This is a genomic window from Streptomyces sp. NPDC050416 (assembly GCF_044458845.1).
In the GTDB taxonomy this organism is placed as follows: Bacteria; Actinomycetota; Actinomycetes; order Streptomycetales; family Streptomycetaceae; genus Streptomyces.
This window is the reverse complement of sequence record NZ_JBITII010000005.1, coordinates 270929-297549: the sequence shown is the minus strand read 5'-3', so window position 1 is coordinate 297549 and position 26621 is coordinate 270929. Positions and strand designations below refer to the sequence as shown.

The following is a 26621-nucleotide window of genomic DNA, read 5'->3' as shown; positions in this document are numbered from 1 at the left end:
CCATGACCCACCCGTCCACCACGGGTCCGGCCCCGGTTCTGGCACTGAAGGACGTCTCCAAGTCCTTCGGTGCGGTCCGCGCACTGCGGGACGTCTCCCTGGAGCTGTTCCCCGGGGAGGTGCACGCGCTCGCCGGTGAGAACGGTGCCGGCAAGTCCACCCTCATCAAGGCACTCGCCGGAGTGCACCGGCCGGACGCCGGCCAGGTGCTGCTCGACGGTGCGCCCGTCACCTTCCACGGCCCCGGCGACGCCCGCGACGCCGGCATCGCCGTGATCTACCAGGAGCCCACGCTCTTCCCCGACCTGTCGATCGCCGAGAACATCTACATGGGCCGCCAGCCCCGGCGCGCCCTCGGCCGGATCGACCACAAGGCCACCCACAACGCGACCGCCGCCCTCATGGAGCGCCTCGGAGTCGAACTCGACCCCGACCGGCCCGCCCGCGGCCTGTCCATCGCCGACCAGCAGATCGTCGAGATCGCCAAGGCCCTCTCCTTCGACGCCCGCGTCCTGATCATGGACGAGCCGACCGCCGCGCTCACCGGCAGCGAGGTCGCCCGCCTCTTCGGCGTCGTACGCACCCTGCGCGACCAGGGCGCCGCGGTGCTGTTCATCTCCCACCGGCTGGAGGAGATCTTCGAGATCTGCCGGCGGGTCACCACCCTGCGCGACGGCGCCCTGGTCGGCAGCGAGCCACTGGAGGGCATGACCGAGGACGACCTCGTGCGCCGCATGGTCGGCCGCGACCTCGACGAGCTCTACCCCAAGCAGGACGTGCAGCCGGGCGAGGTCGCCCTGAGCGTGCGCCGCCTGACCCGCGAGGGCGTGTTCACCGACGTCTCCTTCGACGTACGGCACGGCGAGATCGTCGGCCTCGCCGGACTGGTCGGCGCCGGGCGTACGGAGGTCGCGCGGGCCGTGTTCGGCATCGACCGCTGGGACGCCGGCGAGGTCACCGTCGACGGCAAACCCCTGGTCAACGGCGCCCCGTCCACCGCGATGTCCGCCGGGCTCGCCCTGGTCCCCGAGGACCGGCGCGCCCAGGGCCTGGTGATGGACATGTCCATCGAGCGGAACATCGGGCTCACCGGGCTGCGCACGACCGTGAAGGCGGGCCTGATGGACCGCGGAGCCGAGCGCAGCCGCTCCCTCGACTGGGCCGTCAAGCTGCAGGTCAAGTACGCCCGGATCGCCGACACCGTCAACACCCTCTCGGGCGGCAACCAGCAGAAGGTCGTGCTCGCCAAGTGGCTCGCCACCGGCCCCAGGGTGCTGATCGTCGACGAGCCCACCCGCGGTATCGACGTCGGCACCAAGGCCGAGGTGCACCGGCTGCTGTCGCAACTGGCCGCCGACGGCGTCGCCGTCCTGATGATCTCCTCCGACCTGCCCGAGATCCTCGGCATGGCCGACCGCGTGCTGGTCATGCACGAGGGACGGCTCACCGCCGAGATCCCACGCTCCGACGCCACCGAGGAAACCGTGATGGCCGCAGCCACCGGGAGGGCCGCCGCATGACGGTCGTCACTCCCCAAGAGGCCCCCGTGGCCGACGTGCCCAAGTCGAGCGGCACCCGGCTGGTCGACCGCGTCTTCAAGATGCGCGAACTCGCCATCCTCGTCGTCTTCCTGGTGATGATCGCCGTCACCCAGGCCGGCAACAGCCAGTTCCTGTCCGAACAAGGCATCAAGGACCTGCTGCTGAACGCGACGATCCTCGTGCTGGTCGCCACGGGCCAGTCCCTCGTCGTCATCACCCGCAACGTCGACCTGTCGGTCGGATCCACGCTCGGCATCAGCGCCTTCGCCGCCGGAACGTATCTCCAGGGCGGCGGCAACCCGCTCGTGGCGATCGCGCTGGCGGTCCTGCTCGGCATCGGCTTCGGACTGCTCAACGGCCTGCTCGTCAGCCTCGGCCAGGTGCCCGCGCTCGTCGTCACCCTGGGCACGCTCTACATCATCCGCGGCATCGACTCCATCTGGGTCGGCTCCAGCCAGATCACCGCGGCCGATCTGCCCGGCGGTTTCGTCGACTTCGGCTCCGGCGGCATCTCGGCGGTGCCGTACCTGGCGCTGATCGCGCTGGCGGTCCTCGTCGCCACCGCCTACTACCTCAAGCACTTCGCCAGCGGCCGCGAGCTGTACGCGCTGGGCTCCAACCCCGAGGCCGCCCGCCTCGCCGGCATCCCCGTGCGCAAGCGGATCCTCGCCGCGTACACCTTCTGCGGCGCCCTCGCCGGACTCGCCGGAGCCATGTACCTCGCGCGGTTCGGCAACGTCGACTCCGGCACCGGCACCGGCTACGAACTCACCGTCGTCAGCGCGGTCGTGGTCGGCGGTGTCGTCTTCACCGGCGGCTCCGGCAGCGTCTACGGCGCGGCTCTCGGCGCGCTGCTGCTGACGTCCATCAACAGTGTGCTGCCCGCCCTCGGCGTCAGCTCCGTCTGGGTGCTCGCCATCAACGGCATCCTGCTCATCCTCGCCATCGCGGTCGACCGGATCGTCGCGCTGCGCGTGGCCTCCGCCCTGAAGAAGAGGAACGCCCGCCATGGCTGACATCTCCCTGAGCCGAGCGGTCCGCTGGGACACGGTCGTCGGCGCCCTGCTGATCGTGGTCCTGCTGTTCTCCTTCGGCTTCGTCGACGGGTTCGGCAACGCGCTCAACCTGTCGTTCCTCCTCGGCAACACGCTGCCGATCGCGCTGATCGCCCTGCCGATGACCCTGCTGGTGGTCTCCGGGGAGATCGACCTGTCGGTGGCGTCCACGGCGGGTCTGTCCGGTGCCGTGATGGGCGCCCTGTGGAACCAGGGCATGGCCATCGAGACGATCATCCCGATCTGCCTGCTGCTGGGTGTGGTGTGCGGGTTGATCAACGGTCTGCTGGTGACGCGGCTGGGGCTGCCCTCGCTGGCCGTCACGATCGGCACGCTCGCCGCGTACCGGGGTATCGCGCAGATCGTGCTCGGGTCCGACGCGGTGACCGACTTCCCCACCCAGTACCTGGACTTCGCGTCCGGGCGCATCGGGGACACCTTCATCCCGTACGCCTTCCTGCCGTTCCTCGTCCTGCTCGCCATCGCCGTGGTCGCGCTGCACGCCACGCCGTTCGGGCGGTCGCTGTTCGCGATCGGGGCGAGTGAGGAGGCCGCGCGGTTCGCCGGCATCCGGGTCAAACGGCAGAAGCTGCTGCTGTTCACGGTGACGGGGCTGATGGCGTCCCTCACCGGCATCTTCTGGGCGCTGCACTACGCCAGCGCCCGCTACGACAACGCCACCGGCCTTGAACTGTCCGTCGTGGCCGCCGTACTGCTCGGCGGTATCGACTTCGACGGTGGCAAGGGCACGCTCGGCGGCGCCATCGCCGGGGTGTTCCTGCTGGGGGCATTGCAGAACGTGATGAGCCTCCAGGACGTCTCCGCCCAGTCGCAGATCGTCGTCACCGGCGTTCTGCTCGTCCTCTCCGTGCTCGGCCCCAGGGTCGCACGGCAGATCTCCGTAGCGAGGGCGGGCCGCAGAGCCGCCTCGACTCCGACCTCGTAACTCAGCCCTTCCTCGTAAAGGACCATCGTCATGCGTAAGTCAACCCTCCGCCGCAGCTGCGCGGCGCTCGCCACCGCCACCTCTCTCGCCCTGGCGCTCACCGCCTGCGGCGGTGGCACCACCAAGAAGGACGTCGCGAACGAGGGCGGGTCCGCCGCCACCGCCGGCAAGGCCGACCCGAACGCGGCCACCAAGAAGGGCCTCACCGTCGGGTTCCTGCCCAAGCAGGTCAACAACCCGTACTTCACCTCCGCCGACAAGGGCGGCGAGAAGGCCCTGGCCGAGCTGGGCTCCAAGTACAAGGAGGTCGGTCCCTCCAGCGCGACCGACACCTCCGGCCAGGTCTCCTACGTCAACACGCTCACGCAGCAGCAGGTCGACGCGATGGCCGTGTCCGCGCAGGACCCGGGCGCCCTGTGCACCGCGCTCAAGCAGGCCATGAAGAACGGCATCAAGGTCGTCACCTACGACTCCGACACCACGCCCGACTGCCGCAACGCCTTCGTCTCGCAGGCCTCCGCCGAGGACCTCGGCCGCACGGAGGTGCAGCTGCTCGCCAAGCAGATCGGCTACAAGGGCGAGATCGCGATCCTGTCCGCCGCCCAGACCGCGACGAACCAGAACACCTGGATCGACTTCATGAAGGACGAGCTGAAGAAGCCCGAGTACAAGAACATGAAGCTGGTGAAGACCGCGTACGGCAACGACGACCCCCAGCAGTCCTTCCAGCAGACCCAGGGCCTGCTCCAGGAGTACCCGAACCTGAAGGGGATCATCTCCCCGACCACCGTCGGCATCAAGGCCGCCGCCCAGTACCTGTCGGGCTCCAAGTACAAGGGCAAGGTCAAGCTGACCGGCCTCGGCACCCCGAACGACATGCGCAAGTACGTCAAGAACGGCACCGTCGAGGCGTTCGAGCTGTGGGACCCGGCGAAGCTCGGCGAGCTGGCCGCCCGTACCGCCGTCGCCCTGTCGTCCGGGCAGATCACCGGCAAGGAAGGCGAGACCTTCAAGGCCGGCTCCATGGGCGAGTACACCATCGGCAAGGACGGCGTCATCAGCCTCGGCAAGCCGACCGTGTTCGACGCCAAGAACATCGACCAGTTCAACTTCTGATTCCCGGAGGGTTGTTGATGCAGCGCGTGTGCTTCCTGCTGAAGGTCCGGGCGGACCGCCTCGACGAGTACCGCGAGCGGCACGCCGCCGTGTGGCCCGAGATGCTCGACGCCCTGAAGGCGACCGGCTGGCACAACTACTCGCTCTTCCTGCGCGAGGACGGACTGCTCGTCGGCTACCTGGAGACCGAGGACTTCGCGGCCGCCCAGGCCGGTATGGAAGCCACCGACGTCAACGCCCGCTGGCAGGCGGAGATGGCGCCGTTCTTCGAGTCGCTGGACGGCGCCCGGCCCGACGAGGCCATGAAACCGCTCACGGAAGTGTTCCACCTCGCCTGAACAATGGAGTTCATGAGATGCACAGACGTACGTTGCTGGTCGCCGCTTTCGCCGGAGCCGTGGTGACCCCCGCCCTCGCCTCCGGCACCGCGCGGGCCGCCGACCCCGGGCCCTCCGTCACCCGGACCGGCACCACGACCCTCGACAGCCAGGCCATCTTCTTCGTGTCGTACGACGGCCTGGTCAACAACAACTCGTTCCAGAAGAACGGCCTGCTGACCTACAAGGGCTACCAGTACGCCGTCTGGTACACCGCCGACCGCAACGCCGTCGTCGGACGACGGGTACTCGGCGGCAGCACCTGGTCGACGGTCAAGGTCGGTCACACCCTCAAGGCCGACGACTCCCACAACGTCATCTCCATGGGCGTCTCCAAGACCGACGGCCGGCTGCACCTCAACATGGACTCCCACAGCGACGGCTTCACCTACGTCAAGTCGGTCGCCGGGCTCCTGGACAACCCCGGCGGGCTGAGCTGGACCGCGAGCCGCTTCGGCGCACCCCAGTCCACCCTGGACGGCCTCGCGCTGACCTCGCAGTTCACCTACCCGCAGTTCATATCCACACCCGACGGCAAGCTCCAGCTGAGCTACCGCGTCGCCGTCTCCGGCAACGGCCGCAACGCGCTCGCCGAGTACGACGGCACCAAGTGGACCAACCTGGGGGAGTGGTCCGGCTCCACCGGCACGTACACCAGCGAGCACGGCTCCTCGACCGCCCGCAACATGTACCTGCACGGCATCGACTACGACCGCAACGGCCGGCTGCACTCCTTCTTCACCTGGCGCGAGCAGAACGGCGCCGTGATGTGCAACAGCGGCGGCATCACCAACCACGACACCGGCTACCTCTACTCCGACGACCGCGGCCGCACCTGGCGCAACAACGCGGGCACCGTCGTCGGCGTCACCGGCGGCTCCGACAAGGTGTCCGTGACCGACGCCGGCCTGGTCGTCGACCCGCTCAACCCGGACCACTCCCTGATGAACCAGGAGAGCCAGTTCACCGACTCGGCGGGCCGGCCGCACGCGATCATCTCCTACGTCCCCGGCCGCTTCGGCCAGTGCACCACGAACTACGTCGCCGACCGCACCGCCAACGGGCGCGCCTTCCACGTCCGCAAGAACGCCTCGGGCACCTGGCAGAAGACCGAGATCCCGGTCCCGCTGAACTCCAGCCAGCGCACCAAGCTGGTCCTGGACAAGTACGACAACGCCTACGCGATCTTCCCCTTCGGGCGGATCGCCGGCGCCTCGGCCGCCTCCGGGTACACCGACTGGAAGATCCTGTTCGACGGCAGCGGCCTCAACGCCTTCGGCGAGGTCGTCGTCGACGAGATGCGCGTCGCGCAGGACGGGGTGCTGTCCTTCATGTACCAGGAGAAATCCAGCGGTACGACGCCCTCGGCGCTGCACGTCGTCGACTTCCGGCTGCCCGCCTGACCCCGCCCGGTTCCCGGGGCGGCGTGCCGTAATGTGAAGCCGCCCCGGCCGCCGCCCCCTCGTCTCCCCCTGGAGGTCCCTGCCCGATGGCCCAGTCGGTGGGTATCAAGGACGTAGCCCGTGCCGCCGGAGTCTCCGTCGGCACGGTGTCGAACGTGATCAACCGCCCGGACACGGTCGCCACCGAGACCCGGGCCCGCGTGCTGTCCGCGATAGACCGGCTCGGCTACGTCCGCAGCGAGTCCGCGCGCCAGCTGCGCGCGGGCCGCAGCCGCATCATGGGGCTGCTCGTCCTCGACATGGGCAACCCCTTCTTCGTCGACGTGGCCCGCGGCGCCGAACGCGCCGCACGACAGGCCGGGCTCGGCGTGATGGTCTGCAACAGCGCACAGAACCCGGGCGAGGAGGCCGAGTACCTGTCGCTCTTCGCCGAGCAGCGCGTGCGCGGTGTGCTGCTCACGCCGGCCGACGCCACGGGCCGCAACATCGAGGCGTTCCGCCGGCACGGCATCCCGTTCGTCCTGGTCGACCGGGTCGCCGAGGGCACCACCGAGTGCTCGGTCTCCGTCGACGACGTCGCGGGCGGCGCCCTGGCCGTACGCCACCTCGTCGACGCCGGGCACCGCTCCATCGCCTACGTCAGCGGCCCGCCCGGCCTCAACCAGGTCCGCGACCGGCGCACGGGCGCCCTCGAAGCGCTCTCCGAGGCCGGGCTCGGCCCCGACGCGCTGCGCGAGCTGCCCACCGAACGGCTCGACGTCGCCGCGGGCCGCGATGCCGGCGCTCGCCTGCTCGGCCTCGCCGACCGGCCGACCGCCGTGTTCTGCGCCAACGACCTCCTCGCGCTCGGTGTCCTCCAGGCCATGTACGCGGCCGGTGTCGACGTCCCGGACGACCTCGCCATCGTCGGCTACGACGACATCGAGTTCGCGGCGGCCGCCGCCGTCCCCCTCACCTCCGTACGGCAGCCCGCCGTCACCATGGGCGCCATGGCGGCCGACCTGCTCCTGGAGGAGACGGAGGAGGACGGCCCGGCCCGGCCGCACGAGCACCGGCGGGTCGTGCTCCAGCCCGAGCTGGTGGTCCGCCGCTCCAGCCTGTCCGCCCGCTGAACCTGAACGGTCGTTCAGGAAGACTTCATGATCCGAAGGGGTCACTCGCGGACGTTCCCTGTGATGAACTGGGACGCGGTCCGAAATCCGTCCGTCCCGGGAGCCCTGTTGACCCTCAGCTACCGCCAGCCCGGAGTCGTCCTCACCGACCGCCGCTTCACCGTCCCCCTCGACCACAGCCGCCCCGAGGGCGAGACGATCGAGCTGTACGCCCGCGAGGTCGTCGCGACCGACAAGGCGCAGCAGGACCTGCCGTGGCTGCTCTACCTCCAGGGCGGGCCCGGCTTCGGCGCGGACCGCTCCGTCGGCAGGCCCGGCTGGCTCGGCCGCGCGCTGAAGGAGTACCGCGTGCTCCTGCTCGACCAGCGCGGCACCGGCCACAGCACGCCCGCCAACCGGCAGACGCTCCCGCTGCGCGGCGGCCCCGCCGAGCAGGCCGACTACCTCACACACTTCCGCGCCGACTCGATCGTCCGCGACTGCGAGGCCATCCGCACGCAGGTCACCGGCGGCGCCCCCTGGACCGTCCTCGGCCAGAGCTTCGGCGGCTTCTGCCTGACCACCTACCTGTCCCTCGCGCCCGAGGGCCTGGCCACCGCTGTGATCACAGGCGGACTGCCCTCCCTGGACGCCCACGCCGACGACGTCTACCGGGCCGCCTTCCCGCGCATCGAACGCAAGGTCACCGCGCACTACGCGCGCTACCCGCAGGACGCCGAACGCGCCCGCCGCATCGCCGACCACCTCCTCACGCACGACGTGGTCCTGCCGAACGGCTACCGCCTCACCGTCGAGGCCTTCCAGTCCCTCGGCATCGTCCTCGGCACCGGCGACGGCACCCACCGCCTGCACTACCTCCTCGAGAACGCGTTCGTCCGCACCCCGCAGGGCTTCACGCTCTCCGACGCGTTCCAGGAACAGGCGCAGGGCATGCTGTCCTACGCCCGCCACCCGCTGTACGCCCTGATCCACGAGTCGATCTACGGCCAGGACGCCCGGCCCACCGCCTGGTCGGCCGAGCGGGTCCGCGCCGAGTTCCCGCAGTTCGACGCCGCGAAGGCCCTCGCGGGAGACGAACCGCTGCTGTTCACCGGGGAGTCCATCCACCCCTGGATGTTCGACTGCGACCCGGCGCTGCGCCCCCTGCGCGAGACCGCCGACCGGCTCGCCGCCCGCACCGACTGGACCCCCCTGTACGACCCGGCCCGCCTCGCCGCGAACGACGTACCGGTCGTCGCCGCCGTCTACCACGACGACATGTACGTCGACACCGCCCATTCCCTGCGGACCGCCCGCACGATCCGCGGCCTGCGCACCTGGGTCACGGACGAGTTCGAGCACGACGGCGTGCGCACCGGTGGCCGGCGGGTCCTCGACCGGCTGCTGGCGCTGGTGCGGAATGAGGCGTGATGCCGTGCCGGAAACACGTGGCGATGCCGGTGGCGCGGATTAGTCTGCGGGCATGACGACCACTCAACTCCAGCCCATGCCCGGCGACTGGCGGCGTGCCCTCGCGGTCGTGGCCCACCCCGACGATCTGGAGTACGGCTGCTCGGCGGCGATCGCGGCCTGGACCGACGAGGGCCGCGAGGTCGCCTATGTGCTGGCGACCCGGGGCGAGGCGGGCATCGACACACTGGAACCCGAGCGCTGCGGTCCGCTGCGGGAGCGGGAACAGCGGGCGAGCGCGGCCGTGGTCGGTGTGTCGGCCGTGGAGTTCCTCGACCACAGGGACGGTGTCATCGAGTACGGCACCGCCCTGCGCCGCGACATCGCCGCCGCGATCCGCCGGCACCGGCCCGAGCTGGTCATCACCCTCAACCACCGGGACACCTGGGGCGGTGTCGCCTGGAACACCCCGGACCACGTGGCGGTCGGCCGGGCCACGCTCGACGCGGCCGGCGACGCGGGCAACCGGTGGATCTTCCCGGAGCTCACCGAGCAGGGCCTTCAGCCGTGGGACGGCGTGCGCTGGGTCGCCGTGGCCGGTTCCAGCACCCCCACGCACGCGGTCGACGCGACGTCCGGCATGGAACGCGCGGTGCGTTCACTGCTGGAACACCGCACCTACATCGAGGCCCTGACCGACGAGGACCCGGAGACCTACGTCCGCGGCTTCCTCACCGGGCACGCCGAGGCCACGGGGGAGCGGTTCGGGGGCAAGCCGGCGGTGGCGTTCGAGCTGTTCCCCCGATGACGCAGAGCGTGACGTCGGCGGGTTTTTTCGTTTCGTATGCTGAACGTCATGCGAGATCACCAGCCCGCGCAGGCGGAACTGCGCGGCGACTGCGAGCGGTGCTTCGGACTGTGCTGCGTCGCCCTGCCGTTCGCGGCCTCGGCCGACTTCGCCGTCGACAAGGACGCCGGCACGCCCTGCCGCAGTCTTCAGAGCGACCACCGCTGCGGCATCCACGCCAGGCTGCGGCAGAAAGGGTTCACCGGCTGCACGGTCTACGACTGCTTCGGCGCCGGGCAGCAGGTCTCGCAGATCACCTTCGGCGGCCAGGACTGGCGGTCCGGGCCGCGGGAGCACGCCCGCCGCATGTTCGATGTCTTCCCGGTCGTCCGGCAGCTGCACGAGCTGCTGTGGTACCTGACCGAGGCGCTCTCCCTGCCCGCGGCCCGGCCGGTCCACGCCGATCTGCGTAAGACTCTGGAGACGACCGAGGAGCTGACCGGGCTGCCCCCCGAGGAGCTCGCCGGGCTGGACGTGGCGGCGCACCGCCAGGAGGTCAACGTCCTGCTGCTGAGGACGAGCGAGCTGGCCAGGTCCGGCACCAAGGGGCGCAAGAAGAACCGCCGGGGCGCGGACCTGATGGGCGCCCGCCTCAAGGGCGCCGACCTGCGCGGCGCCGACCTGCGCGGCGCCTACCTCATCGCCGCCGACCTCACGGGCGCGGACCTGCGGGGCGCCGACCTGATCGGTGCCGACCTGCGCGACACGGACCTCACGGACGCCGACCTGACCGGGGCGTTCTTCCTCACCCAGCCGCAGCTGAACGCGGCCCGGGGCAATGCCGGGACCCGGCTGCCCGCGTCAGTCACCCGCCCCGGGCACTGGACAGCCCAGGTCTGAGGCCGGCTCCCGCACCGGTGTCCGGCGCTGCGGGCGCAGCCGCAGCCCCTCCGGCATCAGCGTCAGCCGCTCGGTCACACGCAGCCGGTACGCCGGGTCGGGCCGCAGCTCGTAGCGGCGCAGCACCAGGCCGAGCACCAGCGTCGCCTCGTGCAGGGCGAACTGGCGCCCGATGCAGGCCCGCGCCCCGGTCCCGAACGGTTTGAAGGTGTGCGGGGCCCGGGACCGTACCGCCTGCGCCTCGAAGCGGTCCGGGTCGAACCGCTCGGCGTCCGCGCCCCACACCTCGGGGTCCCGGTGCAGCATCGGCGTCAGCACCAGCGCCCAGGCCCCACGCCGCATGGGATGCTCCCCGGCCAGCACGGTGTCCTCCCGTGCCTCCCGGGCGAAGGCGGGCGCGGTGGGCCACAGCCGCAGCGACTCGTCCAGCACCCGGCGGACGTAGCGCAGCCTGGCCACCTGCTCGTAGGCCGGTTCCGGCGTGTCGCCCCAGACGCGGTCCACCTCGGCGCGGGCGCGGGCCGCGACCTCGGGGTGGCGGGAGAGGTAGTGCAGCGCGAAGGAGAGCGCGCCGGACGTCGTCTCGTGGCCGGCGACGAGGAAGGTGATGACCTGGCGGCGGACGTTCCGCAGCTCCAGCCGCTCCCCGGTCTCGGGGTGGGCCGTCTCCAGCATCCGGTCGAGCAGGTCCCCGTCTCCGCTGCCGGTGGCTTGCCGGGCCCGGATCAGCTCGTCGACCGTGCGGTTGAGGTAGTCGATGTCGGCGGCGTTGCGGCGGGTCGCGCTCCGTAGCAGCAGCGGGGCCAGCGGGAAGGGAACCGTGTTGAGCCGTTGCGCGTACGTCAGCGTGCCGACCATCGCGGTCACGAAGGGATGCGGCCGGGCGCGTTCGAAGGACCCGAAGTCGTGGCCGAAGCCGGTGCGGGCGATCGTCTCCAGCGTCAGCTTGGTCATGTCGCCGGGCACGTCCACCGCTTGACCGGTCACGGCCGCCCGGTCCCAGTGCTCCGTGAGCTGTCGCGCGACGGCCAGCATCATCGGGTGGTAGCCGGCCATGGCCTCGCGGCTGAACCCCGGGGCGAGCACGTCGTGCGCCAGCTGCCAATTGGGCTCGTGGTTGTACGCCGTGAACAGGCCGTCCCCGGCCACCGGCCGCAGGTTCGCTATGCCGAGCCCCACGTGCTTGGCGAACCGCGACTCGTCCGCGAGATCGGCCGCGTGCCGGGCGCCCCACACGAACACGAACTCCTTGCCGAAGGCCTTCCGGCGGAAGACCGGACCCAGTTCGCGGGCGTACCTCAGTGTGTCCTGCAGGGGAGTGCGCCGGTTCACGCCCACCACGTCACCGAGCAGCGGGATCCGGTGCGGCGGATGCGCAATGCGGTCCAGCTCCGGCCAGCCCAGCTCGGCACTGCGGAAACCCTTGGGCAGCCCGTCCCGTGTCGGCGCCTCCGTCATGACGCGATCTCCCTTGGTCCAGCGGCGGGTTGGCACGTGTTGTACGTGGGTTCAATAGCGCGCTTCAGTCTGGTCCGGTTGTTGAACCGGCGTCAAGTAAAGTGCGGGCATGGCCGCGAACCAGAGCGGGCGCACGCGCCGCCGGCTCAGTACCGAGGAGCGCCGGGAGCAGCTTCTGTCGGTCGGTGCGCGGCTGTTCTCGGAGAGTCCGTACGACGACGTGTGGATCGAGCAGGTCGCCGAGATCGCCGGGGTGTCGCGCGGGCTGCTGTACCACTACTTCCCGACCAAGCGGGACTTCTTCGCGGCGGTCGTCGAGCGCGAGAGCGAGCGGATGCTGCGCATGACGGCGGCGGTGCCCGGCGTCCCGGTACGCGAGCAACTCGCGGGCGGCCTGGACACGTTCCTGGAGTACGTCCGGGCCCACGCCCACGGCTACCGCGCCTTCCACCGCGCCGACGCGGCCGGGGACCAGGTGGTGCGCCGCGTCTACCAGCGGGCCCTGGCGGCACAGGAGCGGCAGATCCTCGCGGCGCTCGCCGCGGATCCCGAGTTCGGCCTCGCCTTCCAGGAGCGGCCGGAGGTGCGGCTCGCGGTGCGCGGCTGGCTGGCGTTCACGACGTCCGTCTGTCTGGAGTGGCTGCGCGGCACGGAGTTGAGCCGGGATCAGGTGCGTGAGCTGTGCACCCGCGCTCTGCTGGGTGTCCTCACTCCCTGAACGGCCTCGTAAAGATCACGTGACGTGGTTGGCTCACGCCCCGATCTTCGGTAGGTTAGGCAAGGCTTACCTAAGGAGGTCTGGGATGGGTGACGACAGCCACGACGACAGCCACAGCTGGACGGCGGCCCCTGCCGCTGCGGAGCGGGCGCGCTCGGTGCTCGCCGCCGCGTGGTCCTGCTCGGTGACCGCGGAGGGCACGCGGGAGGAGCTGGTCGGCGCGCACACGGTGACCGAGGACGGCCGGGTGCTGGTGGACGTGCCCGGGGACAGCGCACTGCTCGGGGCCGCGATCTGCGCGCCCCGCGGCGAGCCGTCCGCGGTGCTGGAGTTCGCCGACGTGGCGCCCGTCCCCGTCCGCAGCCGGATCCGCGCCCGGCTGTGGCTCGCGGGCTGGTTCACCGTGGAGGGGGAGAGCCGGCTGGCCTTCCGGGCCACGCGCGTGGTGCTGCGGCAGCCCTCCGGGGCCGTGGTCGTGGACCTCGACGACTTCACCGCCGCCACGCCGGACCCGCTCGGCACAGCCGAGGCCCGGCTGCTGACGCACCTCGCCGACTGCCACGCGGACGCGGTCGAGCGGCTCACCCGGCTCGTCGGCGCCGACAGCCTGCACGGCGCGGTCCGCGTCCAGCCGCTCGCCGTCGACCGGCACGGACTGACCCTGCGCATCGAACGCACCCGTGCCGACGGCGACGTACGGCTCGCCTTCCACACCCCCGCCGACACCGTCGCGCAGCTCACCGAGCGCATGCACGTCCTGCTCGGCCAGGCGACCGCCGCGGCCTGCCCGCGGGCCCTACAGCGGCAGCGCACAGACGGCGACCGGTGACGGAAAGGGCTCACCGGCGCGGCGCAGCGCGCCGCTCTCCTCGTCGACACGGAAGACGGTCACCGTGCCGGACTTCTGGTTCGCCGCGAACAGCAGCGTCCCCTCCGGCGAGAGGGCGATCTGGCGCGGGAAGTCCCCGCCCACCGGCACGGTGTCCAGCAGCTTGAGCCGGGCGCCGTCCGCCTCGACGGCGTACCGCGTGAGGCTGTTGTCGCCGCGGTTGGCGAGAAAGGCGTGACGGCCGTTCGGAGTCACCTGGAACTGCGCCGGGTAGTTGGTGCCCGGACCGGTGCCCGTGGACTGCGGCTCACCGACCGTGACGCGGCCGGAGGCGGGGTCGTACGCGCAGACCGCCACCGTGTTGTCGACCTCGTTCGCGAGGTAGGCGTACCTGCCGCCGGGGTGGAACGTCAGGTGGCGCGGGCCCGCGCCCGGCCGCGTCCGCGCCTGCGCGACCTCGGTGAGCGTGCCGGCCTTCTCGTCGAGGCGGTAGGTGTAGAGGGTGTCCGTGCCCAGGTCCACGGCGAGCACATGACCGCCGTCGGGGCTGGTGAAGATCTGGTGGGCGTGCGGACCCTCCTGGCCCGGCCCCGGCGCCGGACGGGTGTGCCGGACGAGACCGGTCCGCTCGCCGAGGGCGCCCGAGGCGTCGATCGGGTGCACGGCCACACTGCCGGAGCCGTAGTTCGCGCTGAACAGCCAGCGCCCGCCCGGATGCACCGACAGATGGCAGGGGCCGGCGCCGCCGGTGCTCCGGCTGCCCAGGATCTTCCGGTCGGACAGCCGGACGGCCGTCACGGCACCGTCGTCGCGCTCGTTCACCGCGTACAGCGTGTGGCGGTCCGGGTGGATCGCGAGGTACGACGGGTTGCCGACGCCGGTGATCGTGCCGGTGCCGCTGATCCGGCCCGTCGCGGCGTCGTACGTGGCCAGGCCGATGCCCTTGCCGCCGCCCTCGACGGAGGTGTACGTGCCGAGGTAGAGGGGGCCCGGTCCGGACGGGCGCCCGGCCCGGCGGGACGGGCTCACGCCCGCATCGGGGGCCGTCGGACTCGTCGGGGCCGCCGGCGCGGGCGCGTCGTCACAGGCGGACAGCGCCGCCGCGGCGGCACCGCCCGCCAGCGCGCCGACGAACCGGCGCCTGCTCCAGCCACCACTGCCCATGTCGCCCCTCAGGTCGTCACTCGTCCCGTCGCGACAGCCACCCTGGCGTGGATCACCCGTCAGGTGCAACACCGGCACCGGGCGTTGCGCGCGGCGCAATCCACTCCGGGTGGTCGCTCAGCGAGAACGTCCGCCGACCCCCGTACGGTTCCGCCACATCTGCTCCTGGACGCCCAGGCGCTCCCGCAGCCGCGTCAGACGGGGCATCCGCGCGCGCTGCTCCCGCGACACCTGGTCCAGTTCCTCGAACAGGCGCCGGGTGCGGTGCTCGGTGTCGAGCTCGTCGAGGATCCGGTTGACCTCCGTCAGGACGGCACCGAGCAACTGCCAGTGCCGCGTCTCGCGCTCGGCCTCCTTGCGCAGCAGCAGGGCCAGCTTGTCGCGCGTGCCCGCCGCGGTGCGCAGTTCCGTGGCGAGACGTTCCTCCGCCGACTCGGCGCTCGCGCTCAGATGGGTGGTCACCAGCACCGCGAAGCTCACCACGGCGTCGGCGATCTCGGACAGCAGCTGCTGCAGCGCGGCGCCCGTCTCGGCGTCGAACAGCGGCTCGGGCTCGCGTTCCTTCGCCAGGTCGGTGAAGGAGCGCGCGAGCACGCGCAGGACGACCGTGCAGATCTCCAGCGTGTCCAGGCCGGTGCGCAGCACCACCCGATGCAGCAGGCCCTCGCGCACGCGCGGGTTGAGCCGCAGGCTGTCCTCCGCCTGCCGGAGCGCCGCGTCCACCTCGACGATGTCGTGGTCCAGGCGCCGCGCCTCGTGCAGCCGCTCCGCCGCCTGATCCGGGGGCGTACCGCCGGCGGCTTCCTCGCCCATGCGCAGCATCAGCTGCCGCAGCCGGCGCGCCAGCCCCTCGATGGACGCGCCCGCCTCCTCCACCCACACCGGCGGAGCCAGCAGCAGATTGCAGCCGAGCCCGACGAACGCGCCGATCAGCGTCTCCACCACCCGGGCCCAGGCCGTGTCCCCGTGGGTGGTGACCCCGAGCACGAGCATCGCGCTGATCGCGACCTCGGGTACGTACTCCTCCACCCGGACCAGCCGTCCCACTGCCAGCGAGGCCACGAGGAGCAGTGCCAGGCTCCACCACGTCAGACCCACCAGGAGGCTGAACGCGATGGCGACGAGGACGCCGGTGACCACGGCGTTCACCCGCCGGAAGCCGTTGGTGAGCGTGGCGTAGAGGGTCACCTGGACAACCAGCAGGGCCGTCAGGGGAGCGGTGAGCGGTGCCGCCTCGGGGCTCAGCCGCAGCGCGATGACGTAGGCGATCGTCGCCGCGAACGCGGACCGCACCGTCTGGACGACCACGGGGTCCCGGCGCTTGTGCACGATCCGCCTGGCGTGCGCCGTCCACTCACGTACCTCTCGCATCCTCAGGCTGTTCCCCTTCCCCTGCGTATCGAACGCGTTCATGAAGGACGTTAGCGCCGGGGAAAACCACGGGCGACCGAGGGCCTCAGGCGTACACCTTGTCGAGGAAGGCGGCCAGGTGCCCCCGGGTCCGCTCGATCTGCTCCTGGAGAGTGAGACTCTCGTCGAAGCGGGTCCCGTTCTCCGGCACCTTCTTCCCGCGCAGGTACAGCGAGCAGGCGAGGTCGGTGCACATGTACGCCCCGACGGAGTTGCCCTCACGCCCGGCCGCTCCCGCCTTGCGCGCGGTCATCAGCGACACACCGCCCCGGGGATGCGTCGTCAGGCACAGCGAACACATGCTGCGCTGCAGAAAGCCCCGCTGCGCCGCCTGGAACCGCATCGCCAGCCCGACGAGCCGCCCCTCGCGCTCGGCGACCAGATAACTCCGGTCGGGCGCCCCCGGATCCCGCCACCCGAGGAAGTCGAGATCGTCCCAGGGCCGCTCGCCGAGGTCCCGCGGGACGGTCAGACGCTTGGCCTCTCCCTTGGAGCAGTTGATAAAGGAGTTGCGGATGTGCTGTTCGGTGAGTGGTCTCATGGGAGGGCTCCTGGTCTGGTCGACGAAACCTAGGGGCCCTAGGTTTCCGGTTCAGGTTAGAAGCATCGAAGACGGGGGAGCCAGTGGATTTTCGCGAAGTCGCGTCCGCACGGGCACGTGCGGCGCTGCGCCATGTGGCGGGAGGCTCGTCGGGGCCCGCCGTCGATCCGGAGGTGCGGATCACGCTGAACTTCCACCCGGACCGGTCGGCGGGCGGCGTGCCCATCCTCGTCGCGCTCGCCCGGGACGGCGCCTACCACTCCCAGTTCGTCACCGGCACCGGCAACGGCGGCCTCACGGCACACCCCGGCGGCGACCGGTGGCACTGGGAGAGCCGGATCTTCGGCGGGGTGTACGACGAGGCGGCCGCCCACGAGCGGCCCGTGTACGGCGCCCTGAACTTCCGCCGGCAAGTGGTCGGCGCGGCGCCGCGCTTCGGCTCCTCGCACTTCCGGCTGCGCGCCGGTGTCCTGCCCCGCGCCACGTTCTGCTACCCCGACAGCGCCGCAGAGCCGGCCGACTTCGGCGTGGCGGCCGGCATGTCGCTCATCGCGCTGGCCGAGGCGGACGAGCAGGACGCACTCAACGACTACATCGAGGCGCACGTGCACGGCGGCGTGGACCTCGCCCGGGACGTGGAGGCACTGGTACTGGACGCCTGCTACCGCGGCACACCGGTCGAGGCCGCGGCCCGGCAGCTGCCGTGCCCCGTCGAGTGGCACCCCGGCTATCGCATCACGGTGGCCGGGCTACGGCGCCACGCCGACTACCGCGGCTGGGGGTACGCCGAACTGGGCGCGCGGATCGCCCGGGACGGCCTGGTCGATCCGCGGGCCATCGGCGACGCCGCCCGGACGGGCCGGTATGAACTCCAGGACCTGAAGAAGGTGTGGCACACCCTCGCCCGCTTCGGCGCGCCGGAGGGAGCGGGCACGGCCTACTCGCCGGCCGGGGCCCGTGGTGGCGGGACCCCGGTGTGAGCACCGCCAGCGTGTAGGCGGTGGCCATCAGCGGGGAGTGGGCAGGGCCTGCTTCGTGGCCGGGGCCCGTGGTGGCGAGAAACCGGTGTGAGCACTGGGGGTGAGCGCCCCCAGCGTGTAGGCGGGGCCACCAGTGGGGAGCGGGCAGCGTCTACTCCGCGGCCGGGGCCTCCGGTGGCCAGACCCCCGGGGTGAACACCCCCAGCGCGTACGCGCGGGCGACCAGTTCCGTGCGATTGGTGGCGTGCCAGCGGACGGACAGGCGGCGCAGGTGGTACGTGACGCCGTCGGTGGTGAGGCCGGTCTCGCGGGCGGCACGGGCCGTGGTGGCGCCGGCGGCCAGCAGGGCCAGGATGCGGGCCTCCATGGGCGTGACCCGGGCCTGTCCGGCGGGCGGGGCGGGGGAGGGGACGCGCTCGCCCTCCACACCCAGCATCACCAGCAGCGCCGGTGTGTCCTCCACCGTGTCGCTCACCGGGTCCGCCGTCAGCTCCCCGTACCGCTCCGCGCCGCCGGGTGCCCGCCAGCGCACCGACACCTGGTAGCGCGAGCGGTGCCGCAGGCGCAGGGCCTGGGCGATGCGCTCCACCTGCGTGGCCTCACGCGGGCTGAACAGGTCCAGGACGTCACGGCCGCGCAGCCGCCCCGGCGTCGTACCGCACTCCGCGGCCATCGCCGGATTGGCCAGCAGCACCACGCCGTACACATCGCACACGGCGACCGGCATCGCGACCCGGTCGAAGAGCAGCAGGGCGCGGTTGCGCCACGTCACGGCCTCCTGCCGGGCGTGGTCCACGAGCTTCTCCTGCCATGCCGGGCCGCCCCGCGCAAGGGCGACGCGTCTGCATGTACTACACAATCATGTAGGACCGCGGTGCGGCCCGCCGGGTCCCGTGGATCACGCTGGATCGCAGTACGTCCGTACCGCGAAAGGCAGTTGTCGCGTCATGCGCCCCACCGCACAGACCCCAAGGCCCGCAGACGGCCTCCCCGTCGCCGACATCTCCGGCACCGGACCGGGCGACGCGCCCGTCCAGCAGGCCATGGACCTGATGCGCGAGCACGGGCCCGTGTTCGTGCGGCGGCTGTACGGACGCGACACCCTGTTCGTGGGCGACCTGGACCTCGTGGCCGAACTCGCGGACGAGCAGCGGTTCGCCAAGCACATCGGGCCCGGTCTGCAGAACGTCCGCGAGTTCGCCGCCGACGGCCTGTTCACCGCGTACAACGACGAGCCCAACTGGGCCAAGGCGCACGACATCCTCATGCCCGCCTTCGCGCTCGGCTCGATGCGGACCTACCACCGTGATGCTGAAGGTGGCCCGCAGGCTCATCGCCTCCTGGGACGGCGACGCCCGCGCCGGACACCCCGTCGACGTGCCCGGCGACATGACGCGCATGACGCTCGACACCATCGGACTGGCCGGATTCGGCTACGACTTCGGCTCCTTCGAGCGCTCCGAGCCGCACCCCTTCGTCGAGTCGATGGTCCGCTGCCTGGAGTGGAGCATGACCCGCCTCGCCCGCGTCCCGGGCCAGGACTACTCGGCGCAGGACGCGGCCTTCCGCGACGACTCCGCCTATCTCGCCCAGGTCGTCGACGACGTCATCGCCGCCCGCACCGGCACCGACCAGAGCCAGGCCGACGACCTCCTCGGCCTCATGCTCACCGCCGAGCACCCCGCCGACGGCAGCACCCTCGACACCGCCAACATCCGCAACCAGGTCATCACTTTCCTCATCGCCGGCCACGAGACCACCTCCGGCGCCATGTCCTTCGCCCTGTACTACCTCGCCAAGCACCCGACCGCGCTCCAGCTGGTGCAGCGCGAGGTCGACGAGCTGTGGGGTGACGCAGCGGACGTCGAGCCGACGTACGACGAGATCGGCCGGCTGACGTACACGCGCCAGGTCCTCAACGAGGCGCTCCGGCTATGGCCCACGGCCGCCGTCTTCGCCCGGGAGGCCCGCGAGGACACGCTGCTCGGCGGCCGCGTCCCGCTGCGCGCCGGGCAGTCCGCCCTGGTGCTCACGCCGATGCTGCACCGCCAGCCTGTCTGGGGCGACAACCCCGAGCTGTTCGACCCCGCCCGCTTCACCGCCGAGGCGGAGGCGGAGCGTCCCGTGCACGCCTTCAAGCCGTTCGGCACCGGTGAGCGCGCCTGCATCGGACGGCAGTTCGCCCTGCACGAGGCGACCATGCTCCTGGCCATGCTCGTCCACCGCTACCGGCTGAGCGACCACGCCGACTACCGGCTCCACGTCAAGGAGACCCTCACCCTCAAGCCCGAGGGCTTCACCCTCACGCTCACCCCGCGCACGACCGCCGACCGAGTCCACACGCCGCTGCCCGGCGCCGCCCCGGTCCGGGACTCCCGGTCGGCCGAACCGCGGGGCCTGCCCGCGCGCGTCCGCCCCGGCACCGCCGCCCTCTTCCTGCACGGCAGCAACTACGGCACCTGCCGCGACTTCGCGGCCCAACTCGCCGACGAGGCCGCCGCCGTCGGCTGCGAGACCCGGGTGGCGCCCCTGGACGCCTACGCGGGCGGCCTGCCCACCGACCGGCCCGTCGTCATCACTGCCGCCTCCTACAACGGCCGCCCCACCGACGACGCCACCGCCTTCGCCGCCCGGCTGGAGGAGACCCACGACCTGTCCGGCGTGACGTACGCGGTCCTCGGCGTCGGCGACCGCAACTGGGCCGCCACCTACCAGCACGTCCCCACCCGGATCGACGAGCGGCTCGCCGAGTCCGGCGCCACCCGGCTGCTCGACCGCGCCGCCGCCGACGCCTCCGGCGACCTCACCGGCACGGTAAGGGAGTTCACGGCGGCCCTCCGCGTCGCCCTGCTGGAGCGGTACGGCGACCCGGAGGCCACGACCCCAGACCCGGAGCCCGCCGCGGCCTACGAGGTCCGCGCCCTGACCGGCGGCCCGCTGGACACCCTCGCCGAGCGGCACGGGCTCGTCCCCATGCGGGTCACCGAGGCCTACGACCTCACCGCGCCCGGTTACGCACGCCGCAAGCGGTTCGTCCGCGTGGCCCTGCCGGACGGCGTCACCTACCGCACGGCAGACCACCTCACCGTGCTGCCCGCCAACCACCCGGACCTCGTCATCCGCGCCGCCGCGGCGCTCGGCGTCGACCTCGACACCGTCCTGGACATCCGCGCCACCCGCCCGCGCCGCGACTCAATCGCCGTCGACCGGCCCGTGACGGTACGTCATCTCCTCACCCATAACGTGGAGTTGCAGGAGCGCCCGAGCGCCGATCAGCTGGCCGCGCTCGCCGCCGCCAACCCGTGCCCGCCGGAGCGCACGGCCCTGGCCGCCCTCACCGACGACCCGCGCACCCTCGTGGAGATCCTCGAGGACCACCCGGCCCTGCGCGGCGCCCTGGACTGGCCGCAGCTCCTCGACCTCCTCACCCCGCTGCGCCCCCGCCACTACTCCATCTCCTCCTCACCCGCCGTCGACCCCGCTCACGTGGACCTGATGGTGTCGCTGCTGGAGGCACCGGCCCGCTCGGGCAAGGGCGTCTACCGGGGCACCGGATCCGGCCACCTGGCCCGCGTCGAGCCCGGCGACACGGTGTACGCGCGCGTGCGGCCGTGCCGGGAGGCCTTCCGCATCGACGCCGGCGGCGGATCGGCGCCGGTCGTCATGATCGCGGCGGGCACCGGCCTCGCCCCGTTCCGCGGCGCGATCGCCGACCGTACGGCCGCCCTCGCCGCAGGCAACGAACTCGCCCCGGCCGTCTGCTACTTCGGCTGCGACGCGCCCGACGCCGACTTCCTGCACGCCGGGGAACTGCGTGCCGCCGAGATCGCCGGGGCCATATCCCTGCGCCCCGCCTTCAGCGAGGCCCCAGAGGGCGAGGTGCGGTTCGTGCAGCACCGCATCGCCACCGAGGCCGAGGAGGTCTGGGCCCTGCTGGCCGCCGGAGCGCGCGTGTACGTCTGCGGGGACGGTTCGCGGATGGCGCCCGGGGTGCGGGAGGCGTTCCGTACGCTGTACCGCAAGCACACGCCGGGCGCCGACGAGACGGCCGCCGAGCAGTGGCTCGACGGGCTGGTCGCGGACGGGCGTTACGTCGAGGACGTGTACGCGGCCGGCTGACCGAAGGCGAAGGGGAGGGGTGGGCGCACGGTGGTGGACTCCTGGGAACGGGCCCGGCACATCATGGAGGTGACGGGCCTGGACCCCGGCCGCCTCGCCCACCTCGCCCCGCTGACCGGCGGCACGTACAACACCGTCGAGGAACTCCGCCTCACCGACGGCACCCACTACGTGCTGAAGATCCCGCCCGCGGCGGCCACCCCCGGCCTCCGCCACGAGCGCAGGCTCCTCGTCTCGGAGGCCGAGTTCTATCGCTCGGCCGCCCGCGCCGGAGTCCCCGCACCCCAACTGGTGTCCATGGGGGAGGATTTCCTGCTGATGACGGCCTGCCCTGGCGATTCCTGGGACGGCTCGCTCACCGACGCGGAACAGACCGCACTGCGTGCGGAGCTGGGACGCCAGACGGCCCGGCTGCACCGCGTGACGGGCCCCGGCTTCGGCTATCCCTCCGGCGCGCTCGGCCCGCTCGCCCCCGACTGGCGGACCGCGTTCACGACGATGTTCGACGCCGTCCTCGACGACGCCCGGCGCTACGGGGCGCGGCTGCCCCGGCCCGTCGACACGGTGGCCCGTACCGCCCGGTCCGCGTACGGCGCCCTCGACGAGGTCACTGTCCCGTGCCTCGTGCACTTCGATCTGTGGCGGGGCAACATCCTGGTCGACCGCTCGGCCGGTGAGGCCCGCATCGGCGGCCTCATCGACGGGGAGCGCATGTTCTGGGGCGACCCCCTGGCCGATTTCGTCTCCCTGGCGCTCCTGGGCGACATCGAACGGGACGAGGCGTTCCTGGCGGGCTACCGGGAGGCCGGCGGCCCGGCCCGCTTCGACGCCCCCGCCCGCCTCCGGCTGGCCCTGTACCGCGCGTACCTGTACCTGATCATGCTCACCGAGACGATCCCGCGTGAGGTCGGAGAGGAACACGAGCGCTGGGTGCAGGAGACGGTCGCTCCGGAACTGGTCGCGGCTCTGGACGAGGTTGAGGAGGCCTCCCGGCGCCTCGGTTAGCTCCGGGTTGGGTCACATCGTGAAACAAGGGTTGGAGGAGGAGCCACATGGCGGGGCGGAGCGGGCGCACGGTGCGCGATCTCAGGCGGGCCAACCGTACGGCCGTGCTGCAACGGCTCTGCTTCGGCGGGCCGCTCAGCCGCTTCGAGCCCGGCCCGGCGACCGGGCTGAGCTCGGGCTCCGTCAGCAACGTCGTCGCCGACCTGGTCGCCGACGGACTGGTCGAGGAGGCCGGCAGCGTCGACTCCGACGGCGGCCGCCCCCGCACCCTGCTGCGCGTCGCGCCCGCCGGCGGCCACATGATCGGCGGCCGGCGCCCCGATCCGGCACCGGGCAGTGCGCTCCCCGCCTGGCGCACGGCGCTTCAGGAGCGGGCACCGCGCTGAGGTTTCTCTGGTCACCGCGGAGGTACTCGCGTGGCGCCCGGACCAGTGAAGGGAGCACGCCGTGACCGACCACCGCCTCGAAGGACCCGGTGAGAACGGTGATCCCGTGCCGCGGGACATGCCGGACCAGCAGGCCGACGCCGGCGAGGACCCCTGGGAGGTCGCCCCGCGCTTCACGGGCACCGGCAAGGACCGCAAGGCCGAGGAGGACGAGGCCGAGGACGGAGCCGAGAGCGGGACCGACGAGCCCGCCCGCGATGTCCCCGACACCGACGAAGCAGGGACGGGACGGCAGGGCGAAACGCGCTCGGGGACCGTCCACCCCGAGCATCCGGTGCCGGACGAGTCCTCCGCCTGATCCTCATCCTGATCCTCCGCCGGAGCGCTGTTCCGCTCCGGCGGCGTGAGCGCCGGTGGCCGCAGCCGACCGTGGGGGCCGGCTGCGGCCATCGGTCGTCTCCGTGGTCATACCGTGGGAGACCCGGGGTCAACCCACCTTGCGTCCCCGCAACGGTTCCGTACGTGCGCCCGCGCCCTGCTGAAGGCCCTGGAGGAACTCCTCCAGCACCTCCGTCGCCGTGCGCTTGGGCCGCCAGCCGAGTTCCGCGCGCGCACGCGTGCAGTCCATCAGGGGCAGCCGCAGCACCGCGTCGAACAGGTGTGGGGAGGCGGGCAGCAGGTGCAGGCCCCAGGCGGCGGCGATCGCCGAGCGGGCCGCCGTACGCGGCAGCCGCACCGGACGCGCCCCGAGCATCTCGCCCAGCACCTTGGCGTCGACCGACGGCTCGGCCGCCAGGTTGAAGGCGCCCCGGACGTCGGAGTGCACGGCCAGCCGGTACGCGCTGGCCGCGTCGTCCGTGTGCAGCGCCTGCACCCGCAGCCCCGGGATGTCGGGCAGGAAGGGCAGCAGCTCCGGGCGGGCCAGCGGGCCGGGCAGGAAACGCCCGCCGAAGATCCGGCGCTGCTCACTCGCGGACTGCCGCTTGAAGAGAAAGGCCGGCCGCATCCGCACCACCCGCGTCTCGGGGTGGTCGCGCTCGAACGTGTCCAGCGCGCGCTCGAGATAGGCCTTCTCCCGGCAGTACGCGGCGTCCGGCCAGCCGTGCGTCGGCCATGACTCGTCCACCGCCCGGTCCTTCGGGCCCGGCGAGTACGCGCCGACCGACGAGGCGTGCACCAGCGCCGGCACGCCCGCTTCGGCCACCGCCTCGAACACCCGCATGCTGCCGAGCACATTGGCGCGCCAGGTCGCCGCCGGGTCGTGCGTCGGCTGGAACGCCCAGGCCAGATGGACCACCGCGGCCGCGCCCTGGAACTGCTCGACCAGATCGGACTCCTCGGAGGCCAGGTCGACCGCCGACCAGTCCGTCTTCGGCGGCGACCAGTCGGGGATCCGCCGCGCCAGGCCCAGCACGGACGTGACCTCCGGATCCTCCGAGAGGAGGCGCACGACGCTGGTGCCCACGTTGCCGGTGGCGCCCGTGACGACGACCCTCATGCCTGTTCCGCTGCTCACCATCCGCTCCTCTCGACCGCGACCGTCCTCGGAGCTGACCGAGTACCCGGACCGGGGCGATTGCACCTGGGCAGCCGATCGCGCGCGGGCAGAGGAAAGCCCCGGCCGGACGGGGGAATCACGGCCGGGGCGGCTCAAGGGGTGGACGTACGGCCCGGGGACACCGTCCCCTCCGCACCCACGTGTTGTTCAACGGGGAACTACCTCTGGGTGTTCCGGGCGTGAACCTGCTTCGCGGTGATGTGTGTCACCGCTCCTCGTGCTCCGGGAGGATCTCGGCCCACAGGTTCTCGGCCTGGAGCAGCAGCGTGCCGAGCACCGCCGTGTGCTCGGCGCCCAGCCCGGCGTGCTCCCGCAGCCTGTCCTGCAAGTACCGGTGCAACTCCCGCATCCTCTCCTCCCTCTCGTCGTCCGGGCGGGGATCCACGATGCCGTTGAGCAGGCGGTCGGCCTCCGCGTCGCAGACCTCCCCGATCATGTCCAGCAGGTCCGCGTACGAGCGAAGGGCCTTGCCCTCGGGCGGGGCGGGCGTGCGGTTGCCGTCCACGGCCACCGCGAGCGCCCGGGTCAGGGCGGTGACGTGCCCGGTGACGCGGCCGAGGCGTTCGTCCTCGTCCGGCGGCGGCAGGGGCATGTGCGGAACGCGGTGCAGGGCGCGCAGCGGGCCGTAGGTCAGGCGCAGGCTCTCCTGGCTCCAGCGGCGCGCCGAGCGCAACGCGTCCAGGCGGCGCTCCAGCCGTGCCGAGGCGTTGAGCCAGCCCGCGGCGGTCTGTGCGTCCCAGTCGCCCGCGTGCAGGTCCGCCGCGACGGAACGCAGCACGTCACCCGATTCCCGGGCGAGGGCCGCCAGGTTCTCCCGGACGTCCCGGAGGTGGATCGGCGGCAGCACGAGCGCGTTGACGGCGACGCCGATGACCGCGCCGAGTGCCGCCTGCCCCACCCGGTGCCCGACGCCCTCCAGGCCGGCCATGCCCGAGGTGAGGGTGAACAGGGCCGTGGTCGCCGCGTAGATGCCCTGGTCGCCGAAGCGGGGCCAGTTCGAGAGCAGCATCAGCACCGGGACGGACAGGGCGAGCGCGCCCGTCGTGTCTCCGGTGAGGGCCAGCGTCGCCGAGGCCAGCACGGTGCCGACGCAGATCGCCCCGAACTGCCGAGCGCCCTGCACCAGCGAGCTGTAGACGGTGGCCTGCACCAGCACCAGCGCGACCCACGGCGCCATCAGGGCCAGCGGGTCGCCCATCCAGACGCCGCCCACGAGCCAGGCGATCACCGCCGCCGCGGCCGCCTTCAACGACTGGACGACCAGGTCCCGCTCCCGCCCGGGCCCACGCCAGGCGGCCCGCACGGCCTCCACGGCCCGCCGCGCCTCCCGCCGCACGGCGTCCAGCGGCCGCGCGGAGCGCACCTCCTGCCCGAGATCCTCCATACGCTCCCGCAACGCCTCGGCGGCGACCCGGCTGTCCACCACGGCCCGGCCCCGCCCCTCCCGGCCGGGCGACGCCTCCTGGGCCGCCCGGCCGGGCGACGCGTTGCGGGGGCGTGTCTCCTGGGCCGTCCGGCTGCCGTTCGTCTCGTAGGGTTCCGTCTCCCGGGTCGGCGGGCTGTGCTCTGCGTCGCGGGGTCCCGCCTCCAGGGCTCCTCGGTTTTCCGTGGCGTTGCGGGGGCGTGTCTCCTGGGCCTTCCGGCTGCCGTTCGTCTCGTAGGGTCCCGCCTCCCGGTCCGGCGGGCTGTCCTCCGGGTCGTCGGCCTCCTTTCCCCGGTCCGGCGGGCTGTCCTCCGGGTCGTCGGCCTCCTTCCCCCGACCTGTCCGGCTTTCCGTCACCTCGTCGTGTCCCACCCCCCGGGTCGGCCCCCCGGAGGGGCCGGTGT

General features: G+C 72.3%; 22 protein-coding genes and 2 pseudogenes. 17 read left to right on the top strand and 7 right to left on the bottom strand.

What is annotated here, in order from left to right:
• The first annotated feature begins 2 nt into the window (after nt 1-2).
• The 10 genes from ACIBL4_RS18010 (at nt 3) to ACIBL4_RS17965 (ending at nt 10626) form a co-directional block, all read left to right on the top strand.
• A complete protein-coding gene (locus ACIBL4_RS18010) occupies nt 3-1520 on the top strand; it encodes a sugar ABC transporter ATP-binding protein (RefSeq protein ID WP_399411047.1) in 1518 nt (505 codons plus the stop codon).
• Nucleotides 1517-2557 (top strand): ABC transporter permease, encoded by a 1041-nt coding sequence (locus ACIBL4_RS18005; protein WP_399411045.1) that lies wholly within the window; start codon nt 1517-1519, stop codon nt 2555-2557. The genes ACIBL4_RS18010 and ACIBL4_RS18005 overlap by 4 nt, the downstream gene beginning before the upstream one ends.
• Entirely contained in the window at nt 2550-3542 is a 993-nt protein-coding gene (locus tag ACIBL4_RS18000) for an ABC transporter permease (RefSeq protein WP_399411043.1), read from the top strand. The genes ACIBL4_RS18005 and ACIBL4_RS18000 overlap by 8 nt, the downstream gene beginning before the upstream one ends.
• 30 nt (nt 3543-3572) lie before the next feature.
• Entirely contained in the window at nt 3573-4658 is a 1086-nt protein-coding gene (gene rhaS / locus ACIBL4_RS17995) for a rhamnose ABC transporter substrate-binding protein (RefSeq protein WP_399411041.1), read from the top strand.
• Nucleotides 4659-4675: 17 nt separating this feature from the next.
• Nucleotides 4676-4996, top strand: coding sequence for an L-rhamnose mutarotase (locus ACIBL4_RS17990; protein WP_020272132.1), 321 nt, complete (start codon nt 4676-4678; stop codon nt 4994-4996).
• A 17-nt stretch (nt 4997-5013) separates the two neighbouring features.
• Complete coding sequence (locus ACIBL4_RS17985; protein ID WP_399411039.1) at nt 5014-6438, top strand: BNR repeat-containing protein; 1425 nt, start codon at nt 5014-5016, stop codon at nt 6436-6438.
• A gap of 86 nt (nt 6439-6524) precedes the next feature.
• Nucleotides 6525-7550: a LacI family DNA-binding transcriptional regulator gene (locus ACIBL4_RS17980; protein WP_356037356.1), complete on the top strand. Its 1026-nt coding sequence runs from the start codon at nt 6525-6527 to the stop codon at nt 7548-7550.
• 108 nt (nt 7551-7658) lie between these two features.
• Nucleotides 7659-8960, top strand: a complete 1302-nt coding sequence (locus tag ACIBL4_RS17975; protein WP_399411569.1) for an alpha/beta fold hydrolase — start codon at nt 7659-7661, stop codon at nt 8958-8960.
• Nucleotides 8961-9012: 52 nt separating this feature from the next.
• Nucleotides 9013-9747 carry a PIG-L deacetylase family protein gene (locus ACIBL4_RS17970; RefSeq protein ID WP_399411036.1) on the top strand — a complete coding sequence of 245 codons (735 nt, stop codon included), beginning with the start codon at nt 9013-9015 and terminating at the stop codon, nt 9745-9747.
• A gap of 36 nt (nt 9748-9783) precedes the next feature.
• Nucleotides 9784-10626: a pentapeptide repeat-containing protein gene (locus ACIBL4_RS17965; RefSeq protein ID WP_399411034.1), complete on the top strand. Its 843-nt coding sequence runs from the start codon at nt 9784-9786 to the stop codon at nt 10624-10626.
• On the opposite strand, the gene ACIBL4_RS17960 is transcribed toward ACIBL4_RS17965, so the two are convergent.
• Nucleotides 10588-12084, bottom strand: a complete 1497-nt coding sequence (locus tag ACIBL4_RS17960; RefSeq protein ID WP_399411032.1) for a cytochrome P450 — start codon at nt 12082-12084, stop codon at nt 10588-10590. The genes ACIBL4_RS17965 and ACIBL4_RS17960 overlap by 39 nt on opposite strands.
• A 109-nt stretch (nt 12085-12193) precedes the next feature.
• Here ACIBL4_RS17960 and ACIBL4_RS17955 point away from each other — a divergent pair, with 109 nt between their 5' ends.
• On the top strand, nt 12194-12802 hold the full coding sequence (locus ACIBL4_RS17955; protein ID WP_399411030.1) for a TetR/AcrR family transcriptional regulator: 609 nt from the start codon (nt 12194-12196) through the stop codon (nt 12800-12802).
• A gap of 85 nt (nt 12803-12887) precedes the next feature.
• Entirely contained in the window at nt 12888-13631 is a 744-nt protein-coding gene (locus ACIBL4_RS17950) for a DUF2470 domain-containing protein (RefSeq protein ID WP_399411028.1), read from the top strand.
• Here the strand turns inward: ACIBL4_RS17950 and ACIBL4_RS17945 are convergent.
• The 3 genes from ACIBL4_RS17945 to ACIBL4_RS17935 all read right to left on the bottom strand — a co-directional run bounded on the left by ACIBL4_RS17945 (nt 13599) and on the right by ACIBL4_RS17935 (nt 16746).
• On the bottom strand, nt 13599-14795 hold the full coding sequence (locus ACIBL4_RS17945; RefSeq protein ID WP_399411026.1) for a lactonase family protein: 1197 nt from the start codon (nt 14793-14795) through the stop codon (nt 13599-13601). The two genes, ACIBL4_RS17950 and ACIBL4_RS17945, sit on opposite strands and share 33 nt — an antisense overlap.
• Nucleotides 14796-14912: 117 nt before the next feature.
• Entirely contained in the window at nt 14913-16166 is a 1254-nt protein-coding gene (locus tag ACIBL4_RS17940; protein ID WP_399411024.1) for an aromatic acid exporter family protein, read from the bottom strand.
• 85 nt (nt 16167-16251) lie between these two features.
• A complete protein-coding gene (locus tag ACIBL4_RS17935; protein WP_399411022.1) occupies nt 16252-16746 on the bottom strand; it encodes an FBP domain-containing protein in 495 nt (164 codons plus the stop codon).
• A gap of 83 nt (nt 16747-16829) precedes the next feature.
• On the opposite strand from ACIBL4_RS17935, the gene ACIBL4_RS17930 reads away from it, so the two are divergent.
• On the top strand, nt 16830-17726 hold the full coding sequence (locus ACIBL4_RS17930) for a DUF3626 domain-containing protein (protein ID WP_399411020.1): 897 nt from the start codon (nt 16830-16832) through the stop codon (nt 17724-17726).
• Nucleotides 17727-17877: 151 nt separating this feature from the next.
• On the opposite strand, the gene ACIBL4_RS17925 is transcribed toward ACIBL4_RS17930, so the two are convergent.
• Nucleotides 17878-18522 (bottom strand): PAS domain S-box protein, encoded by a 645-nt coding sequence (locus ACIBL4_RS17925; protein ID WP_399411018.1) that lies wholly within the window; start codon nt 18520-18522, stop codon nt 17878-17880.
• Between the two features lie 151 nt (nt 18523-18673).
• Between ACIBL4_RS17925 and ACIBL4_RS17920 the strand changes: the two are divergent.
• The 4 genes and pseudogenes from ACIBL4_RS17920 (at nt 18674) to ACIBL4_RS17905 (ending at nt 23594) form a co-directional block, all read left to right on the top strand.
• Nucleotides 18674-21845, top strand: a pseudogene (locus tag ACIBL4_RS17920) (cytochrome P450).
• Nucleotides 21846-21875: 30 nt separating this feature from the next.
• Nucleotides 21876-22850 (top strand): phosphotransferase family protein, encoded by a 975-nt coding sequence (locus ACIBL4_RS17915; protein ID WP_399411015.1) that lies wholly within the window; start codon nt 21876-21878, stop codon nt 22848-22850.
• Nucleotides 22851-22897: 47 nt separating this feature from the next.
• Nucleotides 22898-23158 (top strand): annotated as a pseudogene (locus tag ACIBL4_RS17910) (sugar kinase); the annotation flags it as partial.
• Nucleotides 23159-23297: 139 nt separating this feature from the next.
• Nucleotides 23298-23594, top strand: coding sequence for a hypothetical protein (locus ACIBL4_RS17905; protein WP_399411013.1), 297 nt, complete (start codon nt 23298-23300; stop codon nt 23592-23594).
• Nucleotides 23595-23723: 129 nt separating this feature from the next.
• Here the strand turns inward: ACIBL4_RS17905 and ACIBL4_RS17900 are convergent, their stop codons facing one another.
• A complete protein-coding gene (locus ACIBL4_RS17900) occupies nt 23724-24752 on the bottom strand; it encodes an SDR family oxidoreductase (protein WP_399411011.1) in 1029 nt (342 codons plus the stop codon).
• Nucleotides 24753-24999: 247 nt separating this feature from the next.
• Nucleotides 25000-26178, bottom strand: coding sequence for an aromatic acid exporter family protein (locus tag ACIBL4_RS17895; RefSeq protein ID WP_399411567.1), 1179 nt, complete (start codon nt 26176-26178; stop codon nt 25000-25002).
• Nucleotides 26179-26621: the final 443 nt, after the last annotated feature.

What these genes read in the sequence shown, in the direction of transcription:
- ACIBL4_RS18010 (WP_399411047.1), top strand. Translation starts at nt 3, where the DNA reads ATGACCCACCCGTCCACCACGGGTCCGGCCCCGGTTCTGGCACTGAAG.
- ACIBL4_RS18005 (WP_399411045.1), top strand. Translation starts at nt 1,517, where the DNA reads ATGACGGTCGTCACTCCCCAAGAGGCCCCCGTGGCCGACGTGCCCAAG.
- ACIBL4_RS18000 (WP_399411043.1), top strand. Translation starts at nt 2,550, where the DNA reads ATGGCTGACATCTCCCTGAGCCGAGCGGTCCGCTGGGACACGGTCGTC.
- rhaS (WP_399411041.1), top strand. Translation starts at nt 3,573, where the DNA reads ATGCGTAAGTCAACCCTCCGCCGCAGCTGCGCGGCGCTCGCCACCGCC.
- ACIBL4_RS17990 (WP_020272132.1), top strand. Translation starts at nt 4,676, where the DNA reads ATGCAGCGCGTGTGCTTCCTGCTGAAGGTCCGGGCGGACCGCCTCGAC.
- ACIBL4_RS17985 (WP_399411039.1), top strand. Translation starts at nt 5,014, where the DNA reads ATGCACAGACGTACGTTGCTGGTCGCCGCTTTCGCCGGAGCCGTGGTG.
- ACIBL4_RS17980 (WP_356037356.1), top strand. Translation starts at nt 6,525, where the DNA reads ATGGCCCAGTCGGTGGGTATCAAGGACGTAGCCCGTGCCGCCGGAGTC.
- ACIBL4_RS17970 (WP_399411036.1), top strand. Translation starts at nt 9,013, where the DNA reads ATGACGACCACTCAACTCCAGCCCATGCCCGGCGACTGGCGGCGTGCC.
- ACIBL4_RS17965 (WP_399411034.1), top strand. Translation starts at nt 9,784, where the DNA reads ATGCTGAACGTCATGCGAGATCACCAGCCCGCGCAGGCGGAACTGCGC.
- ACIBL4_RS17960 (WP_399411032.1), bottom strand. Translation starts at nt 12,084, where the DNA reads ATGACGGAGGCGCCGACACGGGACGGGCTGCCCAAGGGTTTCCGCAGT.
- ACIBL4_RS17955 (WP_399411030.1), top strand. Translation starts at nt 12,194, where the DNA reads ATGGCCGCGAACCAGAGCGGGCGCACGCGCCGCCGGCTCAGTACCGAG.
- ACIBL4_RS17950 (WP_399411028.1), top strand. Translation starts at nt 12,888, where the DNA reads ATGGGTGACGACAGCCACGACGACAGCCACAGCTGGACGGCGGCCCCT.
- ACIBL4_RS17945 (WP_399411026.1), bottom strand. Translation starts at nt 14,795, where the DNA reads ATGGGCAGTGGTGGCTGGAGCAGGCGCCGGTTCGTCGGCGCGCTGGCG.
- ACIBL4_RS17940 (WP_399411024.1), bottom strand. Translation starts at nt 16,166, where the DNA reads ATGCGAGAGGTACGTGAGTGGACGGCGCACGCCAGGCGGATCGTGCAC.
- ACIBL4_RS17935 (WP_399411022.1), bottom strand. Translation starts at nt 16,746, where the DNA reads ATGAGACCACTCACCGAACAGCACATCCGCAACTCCTTTATCAACTGC.
- ACIBL4_RS17895 (WP_399411567.1), bottom strand. Translation starts at nt 26,178, where the DNA reads ATGGAGGATCTCGGGCAGGAGGTGCGCTCCGCGCGGCCGCTGGACGCC.